At 69.5% G+C, this 13,078-nt stretch carries 9 protein-coding genes; 7 read left to right on the plus strand and 2 right to left on the minus strand.

Annotated elements, in window-relative coordinates:
- Positions 1-9 precede the first annotated feature (9 nt).
- Positions 10-1,281, minus strand: a complete 1,272-nt coding sequence (urtA, locus tag AC3A84_RS02960) for an urea ABC transporter substrate-binding protein (RefSeq protein ID WP_487968254.1) — start codon at positions 1,279-1,281, stop codon at positions 10-12.
- A 196-nt stretch (positions 1,282-1,477) separates the two neighbouring features.
- Here urtA and AC3A84_RS02965 point away from each other — a divergent pair, with 196 nt between their 5' ends.
- Both AC3A84_RS02965 and AC3A84_RS02970 read left to right on the plus strand, forming a co-directional pair.
- Complete coding sequence (locus tag AC3A84_RS02965) at positions 1,478-4,927, plus strand: hybrid sensor histidine kinase/response regulator (RefSeq protein ID WP_487968255.1); 3,450 nt, start codon at positions 1,478-1,480, stop codon at positions 4,925-4,927.
- On the plus strand, positions 4,914-5,834 hold the full coding sequence (locus AC3A84_RS02970; RefSeq protein WP_487968256.1) for a response regulator: 921 nt from the start codon (positions 4,914-4,916) through the stop codon (positions 5,832-5,834). The genes AC3A84_RS02965 and AC3A84_RS02970 overlap by 14 nt, the downstream gene beginning before the upstream one ends.
- Before the next feature lie 40 nt (positions 5,835-5,874).
- Here AC3A84_RS02970 and AC3A84_RS02975 read toward each other — a convergent pair whose 3' ends face one another.
- Positions 5,875-6,297 carry a PACE efflux transporter gene (locus AC3A84_RS02975; protein ID WP_487968412.1) on the minus strand — a complete coding sequence of 141 codons (423 nt, stop codon included), beginning with the start codon at positions 6,295-6,297 and terminating at the stop codon, positions 5,875-5,877.
- A 157-nt stretch (positions 6,298-6,454) separates the two neighbouring features.
- Between AC3A84_RS02975 and AC3A84_RS02980 the strand changes: the two genes are divergently transcribed.
- The 5 genes from AC3A84_RS02980 to AC3A84_RS03000 all read left to right on the plus strand — a co-directional run bounded on the left by AC3A84_RS02980 (position 6,455) and on the right by AC3A84_RS03000 (position 13,046).
- Positions 6,455-7,357 (plus strand): LysR family transcriptional regulator, encoded by a 903-nt coding sequence (locus AC3A84_RS02980; RefSeq protein WP_487968257.1) that lies wholly within the window; start codon positions 6,455-6,457, stop codon positions 7,355-7,357.
- A 180-nt stretch (positions 7,358-7,537) separates the two neighbouring features.
- Positions 7,538-9,727 carry a TonB-dependent siderophore receptor gene (locus AC3A84_RS02985; RefSeq protein ID WP_487968258.1) on the plus strand — a complete coding sequence of 730 codons (2,190 nt, stop codon included), beginning with the start codon at positions 7,538-7,540 and terminating at the stop codon, positions 9,725-9,727.
- Positions 9,728-9,826: 99 nt separating this feature from the next.
- A complete protein-coding gene (locus AC3A84_RS02990) occupies positions 9,827-11,296 on the plus strand; it encodes an amidase (RefSeq protein ID WP_487968259.1) in 1,470 nt (489 codons plus the stop codon).
- A gap of 119 nt (positions 11,297-11,415) precedes the next feature.
- Positions 11,416-12,300, plus strand: coding sequence for a PPK2 family polyphosphate kinase (locus AC3A84_RS02995; RefSeq protein ID WP_487968260.1), 885 nt, complete (start codon positions 11,416-11,418; stop codon positions 12,298-12,300).
- 92 nt (positions 12,301-12,392) lie between these two features.
- Positions 12,393-13,046: a DUF4197 domain-containing protein gene (locus tag AC3A84_RS03000; RefSeq protein ID WP_487968261.1), complete on the plus strand. Its 654-nt coding sequence runs from the start codon at positions 12,393-12,395 to the stop codon at positions 13,044-13,046.
- Positions 13,047-13,078: the final 32 nt, after the last annotated feature.

Here is a 13,078-nt window from a genome sequence, read left to right on the forward strand (position 1 = left end):
GGGGATGCCTTACTGATACCCCTTGGGGAACGGATCGGGCTTGATGAGCTCGGGCGATTCCGAGACCACCTTGAACGTGCCGTCCGGCAGCCCCTGGGCGATGCGCGACTTGCTCCAGAGGTGGTGGTTGGCGTCCACCTTCACGTAGCCCTCGGGCGCGGTCTTGAGTTCGATGCCGGGCGATGCGGCCACCACCTTGTCCACGTCGAAGCTCTTGGCTTTTTCCACCGCGGCTTTCCAGAGCCACGGACCCAGGTAGCCGGCCTGCGTCACGTCGCCGATCACCGCGTTGGGGCCGTACTTGGCCTTGAACGCGGCCACGAACTTCTTGTTGTTTTCGTTGTCCAGTGACTGGAAGTACTTCATCGACGAATAGAAGCCCGCGAAGTTCTCGCCGCCCACGCCGGTCATCTCGTCCTCGGTGACCGAGAGCGTCACCAGCAGCTGCTTGTCGCCCGTGATGCCCGCGGCCTTGAGCGCCTTGTAGAACGCCACGTTGGAGCCGCCCACCACCGCCACGAAGATGCAGTCGGGCTTTTGCACCTTGATCTTGTTCATCAGCGAGCCGAAGTTGGTGCTGCCCAGCGGGTAGTACTCCTCGCCGACGACCTTGCCCTTCTGGAAGTTCTCGATGTGCTTGCGCGCGATCTTCATCGAGGTGCGCGGCCAGATGTAGTCCGAGCCGATGAGGAAGAAGGTCTTGGCCTTCTTCTCCTTCTGCGCCCAGTCCAGGCTGTAGAGGATCTGCTGGGTGGCTTCCTGGCCGGTGTAGATCACGTTCTTGGATTGCTCCAGGCCCTCGTAGAACGTGGGGTAGTAGAGCAGGCCGTTTTCCTTCTCGAAGATCGGGAGCACGGCCTTGCGCGAGGCGCTGGTCCAGCAGCCGAACACGGCGGCGCAGTGGTCGTTGATGAGCAGCTTCTTGGCCTTTTCGGCGAAGGTGGGCCAGTCGGAGGCGCCGTCTTCCTTGATGACCTTGATCTTGCGGCCCAGCACCCCGCCCATGGCGTTGATCTGGTCGATGGCGAGCTGCTCGGCCTGGATGGAGCCCGTCTCCGAGATCGCCATGGTGCCCGTGGCCGAATGCAGCTGGCCCACCGTCACCTCGGTGTCGGTCACGGCCAGCTTGGTCGTGTTGACCTGGGCCGTGGGCTGGGCCTGACCCCAGGCCGGCAGGCCGGCGATGGAGGCGGCGCCCATGGCCTGCAGCAGGCGGCGGCGGCCGGCATCGGCGCTGGCCAGGGGGGACGTGGCGTTCCGGGGATCGAGAGGGTGCTTCATGAAGGCGCTCCTTGCATCTGGCGAGGGGGGGAGAGGGCGACGCACGGGTCGTCGTCCCGGTCGGCGGGGGAAGTTCCGCGCTGGAATGAAGGTTAGGGAGAACCCTGCAGGGCGCCCATACGTCAATTAACGTAGTGGCCTGCGCACGGCGCTGCTGCACGCCGCTTCAAGAACGTTTCTTGCATGCCTGCACGGCATGGCAACTCCCACAGACGCCCCTGCGGCCAGGCAGACGATCTTCCGCTTCCGGCGCGAATACAACGCCTGGGTGGCCGACGAGTCCATGGAGGACTACGCGCTGCGCTACACGCCCAAAAGCTTCCGGCGCTGGAGCGAATTCCGCGTGGCCAACACGGCCTTCGGCTCGCTCTCGTTCCTCGCGCTGGAGGCCATCGGTGGCGCCATCGCGCTCAATTACGGCTTCGCCAACGCGCTCTGGGCGATTCTCGCGGTGGGGGTGCTGATCTTCCTCACCGGCCTGCCGATCGCCTACTGTGCCGCGCGCTACGGACTGGACATGGATCTGCTCACGCGTGGCGCCGGTTTCGGCTACCTGGGCTCGACCATCACCTCGCTAATCTACGCGGTGTTCACCTTCATCTTCTTCGCGCTGGAGGCGGCCATCATGGCGCTCGCCCTGCGGCTGGTGGTGGACTGGCCGCTGCAGTGGTGCTATGTGCTTTCCTCGCTCGTCATCCTGCCGCTTGCCATGCGCGGCATCACGCTGATCTCGCGCCTGCAGGCCTGGACGCAGCCGCTCTGGCTCTTCCTGCTGCTGCTGCCCTTCGTGTGGATCGCGCTCGCGCAGCCGCAGCTCTACCGCGACTTCGCCAGTCTCTCGGGCCTCAAGAGCGGCAGCAGCCAGTTCGATCCGCTCATGTTCGGCGCGGCGTGCGCGGTGATCTTCTCGCTGGTGGTGCAGATCGGCGAGCAGGTGGACTTCCTGCGCTTTCTGCCCGAGCGCACCGCCGCCAACCGCTGGCGCTGGTGGGGCGCGGTGCTGGTGGCCGGGCCGGGCTGGATCGCCATGGGCATGCTCAAGATGGCGGGCGGCGCCTTCCTCGCGTTCGCGGCGCTGCAGTTCGAGGTGGGCGTGCAGCGCGCGGCCGAGCCCACGCAGATGTTCCTGGCCGGCTTCCAGCAGGTGATGCAGTCGCTGGGCCTGCCCGGCATGGCGGTGGCCGTGACAGTGCTGTTCGTCGTCGTCTCGCAGATCAAGATCAACCTCACCAACGCCTATGCGGGCTCGCTCGCCTGGTCCAACTTCTTTGCGCGCATCACGCGCAGCCACCCGGGGCGCGTGGTGTGGCTGGTGTTCAACGTGGGCATCGCCACGCTGCTGATGACGCTGGACGTGTTCGGGGCGCTGGAGAAGGTGCTGGCCTTCTACAGCAACGTGGCCATCGCCTGGGTGGGCGCGCTGGTGGCCGACCTGGTCATCAACAAGCCGCTGGGCCTCTCGCCACGGGGCATCGAGTTCCGCCGCGCCTATCTCTACGACTTCAACCCCGTGGGCCTGGGCGCCATGGTGCTGGCCGCCGCCGTGGCCTGCTGCGCCTATGCGGGTTTGCTGGGCGAGGCCGCGGCGGCCTTCTCGCCCTTCATTGCGCTGGCCCTGTCCATGGCGTTGGCGCCGCTGCTGGCGTGGTGGACGGGAGGGCGCTACTACCTGGCCCGCCAGCCCACCACGGACTGGGCGCCGGGCGAGCTGGTGCGCTGCGCGGTCTGCGAGAACTGCTTCGAGTCCGAGGACATGGCGGGCTGCCCCGCGTACGGCGCGGCCATCTGCTCGCTGTGCTGCTCGCTCGAATCGCGCTGCCACGACCGCTGCAAGACCGGCTCGCGCGCGGCCGACCAGCTGCGCGGGCTGGCCACGCTGCTGCTGCCGCGCACGTGGGCCGCCAAGGTGAATTTCCGGCTCGGCCAGTACCTGATGGTGCTGGTGTCGCTGTGTGCGGCGCTCGCCTTCCTGATCGGAGTGGTTTACGTGCAGGAGGGGCTGGAAACGCCCGCGCAGTTCCTGCGCGGGCCCTTCCTCAAGGTCTATGCCCTGCTCGCGCTGCTGGCCGCCGTGTGCGCGTGGTGGGTGGTGCTCAGCACCGACAGCCGGCGCATGGCGCAGGACGAATCCGAACGCCAGACCCAGCTGCTGCTGCAGGAGATCGAGGCGCACAAGCGCACCGACGCCGAACTGCAGGCCGCGCGCGACCGCGCAGAGGCCGCCAACATGGCCAAGACCCGCTACGTGGCCGGCATGACGCACGAGCTGCGTTCGCCGCTCAACAGCATCCTGGGCTATGCGCAGATCCTGCAGAAAGGCCCGCCGGACGCCCACGCGCTGCGCGACGCGCTTTCCACCATCGAGCGTAGCGGCCGGCACATGCATGCGCTGATCGACGACTCGCTGGAGCTGGCGCGCATCGAAGCCGGTCGGCTGCGGCAGGTGCTCGTGCCGCTGCCGCTGCCCGAGCTGGTGCGCGACGTCGAAGGCATGCTGCGCCCGCAGGCCGAGGCCAAGGGCCTGGCCTTCGCCGTGGAGGTGCTGGGTGCGATGCCCGAATGGATCCGCGCCGACGCCAAGCGTCTGCGGCAGATCCTCATCAACCTGTTGTCCAACGCGGTGCGCTTCACCCGGCAGGGCGAAGTGCGGCTGCGGCTGGACTTCCGCGCGCACGTCGCGCGCATCGAGGTGATCGACACCGGCATCGGTATCGAGCCGCAAGACCTCGAACGCATCTTCCTGCCCTTCGAGCGCGGCAGCGCCGGCCGCCGCACCATTGAAGCCGGCACCGGCCTGGGCCTGACCATCACCCACTTGTTGACCGAGCTCATGGGCGGTCAGCTCAGCGTTCGCAGCACTGTGGGGCAGGGCAGCACCTTCACCGCGCGCCTGTATCTGCCCGCCGCCGCGCCCGACCCGGCCTGGCAGCCCGCGCAGGCCGCCGCCCTGCGACCCGTGGTGGGCTATTGGCCGCCGCGCCGGACGCTGCTGGTGGTGGACGACCAGCCGCTGCAGCGTCAGCTGCTCGCCGGCCTGCTGATGCCGCTGGGGTTCGGCGTGCGCGAAGCCGCGAGCGGGCGCGAATGCCTGGAGATCGTGCGCCAGTCGCCGCCCGACCTGGTGCTGCTGGACATCACCATGGACGATCTCGACGGCTGGCAGACCGCCACGATGCTGCGAGAGTGCCTGCCTGCCGCGGTGCTGCCCATCGTCTTCGTCTCTGCCAACCAGTTCGACAACGACGGCGCGCGCGTGGCCGCCCACGGTTGCCAGGGCTTCGTGGGCAAGCCGGTGGTCGAATCGGAGCTCTTGCAGGCCCTGCAGTCCGCGCTCGGCCTGCAGTGGCTGCACGACCCGGCGCGGGACGAGGCCCCACGCGCATCCACCAGCGCCGCGCCCGCGCAGGCCGATGCCACGGCGGGTTGTGCGGGGGGGCTGCCCGAGCCAACGCGCGAGGCGCTGCACCAGCTGGCCCGCTCCGGACAGGCCTCCGCGCTGCGCGCCCGGCTGCATGCAGTCCAGGCCGCACATCCCGAATTGGCCGCGCTGCTGGAGCAGTTGCAGGAAGCGGCCGGCCAACTCGACTTCGAACGGCTCACCCGCCTGTTGCGCGAACCCGAAGACGACACCGATGAACCCGACTGAACCCACCCCCGACTCCGTCCCTTTTGCCCCTTCCGCTGGGCCGCAGCGCGTGATCCTGGTGGTGGACGACGACCTCGCCACGCTGCGCATGCTTGGCGACGCGCTGGCCGCCGAAGGCTACGCCGTGCTGGCCGCCCGCGATGCCGACGAGGCGCTGGAACGCTTCGACCTGGCCGTGCCCGACGGCGTGCTGCTGGACGCCGTGATGCCCGGCACCGACGGCTTCACGCTCTGCGCCCACATCAAGGCCACGCCGCCTTGGTCGCATGTCCCCATCGTGTTCATGACCGGCCTTTCCGAGACCGACCAGATCGTGCGCGGCTTCGCAGCCGGCGGAGTGGACTACGTGGTCAAGCCGCTGCGCCTGCCCGAGGTGATGGCCCGGCTGGCCACGCACGTCGCCAACGCCCGCGCGGCCCGGCTGGCGCGCGATGCCGTGGATGTGGCCGGCATGGGCGTGGTCGTGCTCGATGCGCAGGGCCGTATCGCCTGGCGCTCGCCCCAGGCCATGCGCTGGCTGGAGGCTGCCTTCGCCGCAGATGCCTCGCCAGCATCCGCCCTGGCCCGCTGGTTGGCCCAGGCCCAGCAGGCGGGCGAAGGCGCCACCGCGCTGGAGCCCGGTCAGCGCCTCCTGGCGCGCCCGCTTGGAGCCAGCGGCCTGGGCGAGACCATGCTGCTGCTATCGGTGCAGGCCGCCGGCGCGACGCCCGCAGCGCGCCTGCCGCGCGTGGACCTGACACCGCGCGAGACCGAGGTGCTCTCCTGGATCGCCAAGGGCAAGACCAACCGCGACATCGCCGACATCCTCGGCATGAGCCCCCGCACGGTGAACAAGCACCTGGAGCACATCTTCGAGAAGCTGGGGGTGGAAACGCGCACGGCCGCTGCGGCGCTGTGGACAGCCTAGGCTACGCACCGCGCCGATGTCCCGCGCCAGCGCAGCCGGCTCAGCCCCGCGCCGAGGCCGGCAGCCCGAACACCCGGTCGAAGCCCCAGTTGAAGACGAAGGTATAGACCAGGAAGAAGAGCAGCAGGCCCAGGTCCATCACCAGCGCGTCCCAGAGCGTCACGTCGAACCACCAGGCGAAGAGCGGCACCAGGATCAGCGCCAGCCCGCCCTCGAAGCCGATGGCATGCGCCACCCGGCGGCCCACGCTGCGCCCGCGCACCGGCTGGCGCGCCTCCCAGCGCTCGAAGGCCCAGTTGAAGCCGATGTTCCAGGCGATGGCGATCGCCGAGCAGGCCACCGCCACGGCGCTGGAATGGCCGGCGCCCTGGCCCGTCAGCAGCGCCAGGCCGGCCGTGGCGAAGGCGATGGCGATCAGCTCGTAGAGCGACACATAGACCACGCGGCGCCACGGCCCCTGCAGTCCTGCGGCGGCGCAAGCGCGCGGAGTGGCGGGTGCGTTGGCGGGGGACACAGCGGCGGCGGCGGAAGAAGGGTGCAAAGACATGAATCGCACTGTATGTGCGTGGGGCTGATATATATAGTCAGCTTGTTTCAGTTTTTCTGATAGAAAGCCGGCCATGGCTTTCTCCTCCGACAGCGTCAATGTCTTCCTGGCTGTGCTGGACCACGGCTCGTTTTCGGCCGCCGCCCGCGCGCTCTCGCGCGTGCCGTCTGCGGTGAGCATGACCATCGCGCACCTGGAGGCCGAGCTGGACGTGCACCTCTTCGACCGCAGTGGGCGCGAGCCCCGGCCCACCGCCGCCGCCCGGGCGCTGGAGCCGCAGGCGCGGTTGCTGGGCGCGCAGCTGCGCCAGCTCAATGCGCAGGCTCTGTCGCTCACCCAGGGGCTGGAAGAGCGCCTGACCATCGCCATCGCGCCCGAGCTGCTCGCAGGCCCCTGGACCGAGGCGCTGGCCGCCCTCACCGCCGACCATCCCCTGCTGCAGGTCGAGGTGCTGGCCGCTCCCCAGGCCGACGCCATGGCCCTGCTGCACGCCGGCCGCGCCCAGCTCGCGCTGGTGTTCGAACGCCCCAGCATCGACGGGCGCGAGGGCTTCCAGGAAGTGGGCAGCGAAACCCTGGTGGCCGTCATCGCGCCCCAGCACCCGGTGATGCAGGCCGCCGCTGGCGCGCCGCTCAGCGAGGTCCACCTCACCACCACCCGCCAGATCGTCGTCGCCGGCCGCGACCTGGCGCAGACCGACCCGCGCTTCGTGTTCGCCCGCCACCACTGGCGCACCGACAACCACCTGGCCGCGCTGAGCCTGATCGAAGCCGGCCTGGGCTGGGGCTGGCAGCCCCGCGAGCTGGTAGATCCGCGCATTCACGCGGGCACGCTGGTGGAAATGCCTTTCGACAACCTCAGCAACGGCGTGAAGCTGTGGGTGGACGTGGTGTGGTCCAAGGAACGCCCGCTGGGGCTGGGGGCGCGGCGCTTCGTGGAGTGGCTGCAGCGCGGCAGCGAGAAGGCGCTGGTCTGAGCGTCGCGGGAATGCGACAGATAATGAGAGTTGTTCGCAACATGGTGCTAAAGTTCTGCCGCTTTACGCACCTGTGGCGTGCCTGCGGTCTTCGACCCGATCTGCGCTGAGCACGGCGCCCTCCGTCTCTTTCCTTGCCCCCTGGGCCGGAGCCTTCCGGCCTGTTGCCTTGGTCCTCCCATGCCTGCTTTCTCGCTGTCCTCCCCGTCTTCGTCCTCGTTCGCTCCCCGCCGCGCGCCGCTGGCGCAGGCCGTGCTGGCGCTCACGGCCGCGCTGGCTGCCCATGGCGCGGCCCATGCGGCGGACGATGCTGCCGCTGCAGCGGCAGCGCCGACCGCCACGCTGCAGGAGGTGCGCGTGCAAGACGCCAGCGATGCCGCCACCGGCTACCAGGGCGCGCAGCGCAACACCGCGGCGACCCGCACCGATACACCCCTGATCGAGACGCCGCAGGCCGTGCGCGTGGTGTCCAAGCAGCTCATCGAAGACCTGGGCGCCACGCGCCTGGCAGACACGGTGGATTTCGTGAGCGGCGTCACGCGCCTCAATGACTTCGGCGGCACCTGGGACAACTACGCCATCCGCGGCTTCAGCAACACCGAAGGCGGATCGCTGCTCAACGGCTTTGCCTCCGGCCGGGGCTATGGCCCCCAACGCGACATGGCGACGGTGGAGCGGGTGGAGTTCCTCAAGGGCCCGGCCGCGGCGCTCTACGGCAGCAGCGAGCCCGGCGGCACGCTCAACATCGTCACCAAGAAGCCGCAGTTCACCGCATCGCACAAGGCCGGCCTGGAAGTGGGCACGCTGGGCATGCGCCGCGCCACGCTGGACACCACCGGCCCCATTTCGCAGAACCTCGCCTACCGCCTGAACGTGGCGGCCGAGGACGGCGCCAGCCGCACCAGCCTGGTGGACAACCACAAGTATGTGGTCGCCCCGGCCTTCGCCTGGACGCTGGGCGACAGCACGGTGCTGCAGTACGAGGCCGAGTTCATCCGCATCCGCACGCCGCTGGACCGGGGCACCATCCAGGTGAACGGCAACGCGCTGGCGCTGCCGGCGGACCGCTTCTTGCAGGAGCCCGACCGTGGCAGTCTGCACGTCAATGGCGATACGCATCAGCTCACGCTGGACCACGACCTGGGCCAGGGCTGGCGCACGCGCTTGGGTGCGTCGTACCGCGAGACGGAGTACTACGGCGACGCCATGGACTTCGGCAACGGACGGCTGGGCCTGCTGCAGGGCGATGGCCGCACGCTGTATCGCAGCGACACCTGGCGCAGCCTGCCTTCGCGCGACACCTCGGTGCAGGCCGAGGTGGAGGGCAAGGTCACCACCGGCAGCCTGCGCCACACGCTGCTGGCGGGCGTGGAGTCGTGGCGGCTCTTCGTGGGCCAGTACGGCGAGGCCTCGCCCCGAGGCTCCAGCCGGTACGCCACCGACATCTACCAGCCCACCTACAACCTCCCCCGGACAGCGTCGATGACGCCGTATTTCAGCAGCCAGGACCACCAGCGCGCCACGGGCCTCTTCCTGCAGGACCAGATCGACCTGACGGCGCGCTGGAAGCTGCTGGCCGGCGTGCGCTTCGACCGCTTCCACCAGAGCCTGGAGGACCGGCTGGCCAAGACCAACACCACGCAGGAGCATTCCTCCACCTCGCCGCGCGTGGGCCTGAGCTATATGCTCACGCCGGACAGCTCGGTCTATGTCTCCTACGGCCGCTCGTTCCGGCCCAATGCCGGCGGCGACGCGTCGGGCAACGCCTTCGCGCCGACCAAGGGCAAGGCCTTCGAAGCCGGCGCCAAGTGGCAGTCGCCCGACCAGCGCCTGATCGCCTCCATGGCCGTGTTCGACATCCGCAAGACCAACGTGCTCACGCCCGATCCGAACAATGCCAACTTCAACGTGGCGGCGGGCGAGGTGCGCAGCCGCGGCATCGAGGCCGACATGTCCGGCAAGCTCGACGCCCATTGGCGCCTGACGGCCAACGCCGCCTATACCGACACCGAGGTGCTGCGCGACAACGACAAGACTCTGCTGGGCAAGCGCCTGCTGGGCATCCCGCGCGTGAGCGGCGGCCTCTTCGCCATCCGCGAAGACCGCCTGGCTTCGGGCGGGCGCTACGGCGTGGGCGGCGGCCTGGTGTACGTGGGCGAGCGCACCGCCACGGCCAACGATGCCTACCGCCTGCCGGGCTACACCACGGCACGCGTGACGGCCTATTGGCAGATCGACCCGCGCACGCGCCTGACGCTGGACGTGCACAACCTCTTCGACAGGCACTACGCCACCGCCTCGTGGGCCGCGATCACCGTCATGCCGGGCCTGGGCCGGCAGGTGGTGGCGGGGCTGCAGCACAGCTTCTGATGCCATGAACACGTTCTGAGCGCATCGGCCGCGTTCCTGTGGCAGTCTTGCCGTTTCAGGCGACCACATGGAACGGAAGGCATCCGCATGAGCTTGGCAATGACTTGGGACGAATGGGCCGCCCACGACGCGGTGGGCTTGGCCGAGAAGGTGCGCCGGGGCGAGGTGACCGCCGCCGAACTGGCCGCCCAGGCGGCGGCCGGCGTGGCGAAGGTGAACCCCGCCCTGAGCGCGGTGGTGGAGGTCTTCGCCGATGCGGTGGCCGATCCGCTGCAGGCCGGCGTGAATGCCGAGGGCCCGCTGGCCGGCGTGCCCTTCTTCATGAAGGACCTGGGCCCCACCCTGGCCGGGCGGCTGCAGGAGCAGGGCTCGCTCTTCATGCGCGGCAACCGCCCCACCGAGGACGCCTGGCTCACGCGGCAGATGCGCCGCGCGGGGCTGAACCTCATGGGCCGCACCACCACGCCGGAATTCGGCGTCTGCAGCTCGGCCGAGAACCCGGCCGTCTATGTCACGCGCAACCCCTGGAACACCGGCTACACCACCTGCGGATCGTCCGCCGGTACGGCCGCCATCGTGGCGGCGGGCGTGGTGCCGATGTCGCATGCCACCGACGGCGGCGGCTCCATCCGCATCCCGGCGGGCTTCAACGGCAACATCGGCCTGAAGCCCTCGCGCGGCGTGTTCTCCATCGCGCCGCAGGCTTCGGACATCACGGGTTACGTCTCCACCCAGGGCTGCCACAGCCGCACGGTGCGCGACACGGCCGCCTTCGTCGATGCCTGCCGGGGCGGCGCGCCGGGCGAGTTCATGCCCTACTGGACAGCGCCCGAGCCCTATGCCGAGCTGATCCGGCGCGATCCGGCCCGCCTGCGCATCGCGCTCTCGCACGAATGGGGCGACTACCGCGCCACGCCCGCCATCGCGGCCGAGCTGGAAAAGGCCGGCCGCTTCCTCGAAGGTCTGGGCCACCACGTCGAATGGGCGCTGCCGCAGGTGGACCTGCGCGCCGCCTTCCGCGCCCAGACTACCTGCTACATCAGCAACTTCGCCCAGGTCATCAACGGCCTGCTGGAGCGGCGCGGCCTCGAATCGCCGCCCGCCGACCTGATCGAGCCCATCAACATCCGCATCTGGGAAGCGGGCCGCGACCTGCCCTATGCCGAGCGCCACCGCATGCAGACCGTGTTCAACACCACGGCGCGCGGCTTCGGCGCCTTCTTCGAGGCGTGGGACATCATCCTCACCCCCATCACCGCGCGGCCCACGCCGCCCGTGGGCACGACCGAATACCTGACCACCAGCAGCAACCCCGACGTGCTGGACTGGTTCGACAACCTCTGGCAGTTCTTCGCCTATACGCCGCTCTCCAATCTCTGCGGCATTCCGGCCATTTCGCTGCCGATGGGCGCGCAGGACCACGGCCTGCCCTTCGGCATCCACGCCCAGGCCCGCCAGGGCCACGACGGCCTGCTGCTGCAACTGGCCGCGCAGATCGAGCGCGCGCTGGGCGGGCGCTGGAACGGCGGGCTGCGCCCGGGCGTGCACGTGACGACGCAGCCGGGCTGAAGCTGCGGGTCAGCAAGCAGGTGGGTGGGCGCGCGCGCGTTCGCGCCCTTGGCCCACAGGCGGCGGCACGGGCCGCGGCTACAGTGTTTGTTCCGCCCTGCACCTACCACCCGAACGCCATGGAATTCGCCCCCTTTTCCCGCATTGACCCCGATCTGGCCCGGCAATGGGCCGACTGGCAGCCCCAGGATTTCGCCAACCTGCCCGCCCACCGCAAGGAGGTGCCCCCACCCCTGCCGCTGGAGCGCTTCGACCCCGGCGCCAAGCCTTTCTCCCAGGGCGACAAGACCCAGGACAAGGCCGCGGTGGAGGCCCTGGCCGAGGAGCTGGATGGCCTGCAGAACCTGCTCTACGCCGACCGGCGCTACAAGTTGCTCGTGCTGCTGCAGGGCACCGATACCTCCGGCAAGGACGGCACCATCCGTGGCGTGTTCGGCCGCATGAGCGCCCTGGGCCTGCGCGCCGTCGGCTGGAAGGCCCCTACCGAGGCAGAGCGCGCGCACGACTACCTCTGGCGCATCCACGCCCAGGTGCCGGCGGCCGGCGAGACCGTGGTCTTCAACCGCAGCCACTACGAAGACGTGCTGGTGCCCGTCGTGAAGGGCTGGGTCACGCCCGAGCAGCACGCCCAGCGCCTGGCGCACATCAATGACTTCGAGCGCCTGCTGGCCGAGACGGGCACGGTGATCGTCAAGTTCATGCTGCACATCGGCAAGGACGAGCAGCGCGAGCGCCTGCAGGAGCGGCTGGACGACCCGGCCAAGCACTGGAAGTTCGAGATGGGCGACATCGAAGCGCGCAAGCAGTGGGACGACTACCAGCGCGCCTATGCCACCCTGCTGGCCGCCACGCACACCCCCTGGGCGCCTTGGACCATCGTGCCGGCGAATTCCAAGACCCACCGCAACCTGATGATCGCCACCGTGCTGCGCGAGGTGCTGCAGAAACTCGACCTGCGCTTCCCCGAGGGCGATCCGGCGCTCTCCAAGTTCAAGGTGGAATAGCACGCGGCGGGGGACGTGCGCGGTGCGATGGCTGCCCGGCCCGTGTCCCGCAGCACAATGGCGCGCATGTTCCTGTTTTGGAGAACGCTCCCATGACCTCGACCTTCTGGCGCGCCCTGGGCGCCACCGCCACCTTGGCCTGCGCGGCCCTCGCCGCACAGCCTGCCGCCGCCCAGGCGCCCTCCATCGGCATCAAGCCGCTGCTGGCCCAGGCATCCGACGCTGCGCTCGACAAGCTCTCGCAGCCCGGTGCCTTTTCGGCCGATTCGGCCATCCGCATCGGCCTGCCGGGTGCGGGCCAGGGCGGCGTGGGCAAGCTGCTGGACCTGGCCCAGCAGTCGGGCCTGTCGGGCAGCCTGGATGCGGCCCTCAACCGTGCCGCCGAACAGGCCGCCGCGCAGGCCAAGCCGATCTTCCGATCCGCCATCGACCGGGCCACACTCAACGACGCCCTCGACATCGCCCGGGGCGGCAGCACCGGCGCTACCGACTATCTGCGCAAGAGCGCCGGCGCGCAGGTCACCAGCCAGCTCAAGCCCCTGGTGCGCAACGCCCTGCAGGCCAGCGGCGTGCTGCAGAAGACGGCCCAGCTCTCGGCGCTGGGCTTCGACGAGGCGCGCCTCTCGGACTACGTGGCAGGCAAGACCGCCGACGGCATCTTCACCTATGTGGGCCGCGAGGAAACCCGCATGCGGCAGGACCCGATCGGCACCGGAACGCAGCTGCTCAAGGGCCTGGGTTTTTGACGCTATCGCGCCGTAGCCCGCCTGGTGCCTAG

This window comes from Paracidovorax sp. (assembly GCF_057642795.1).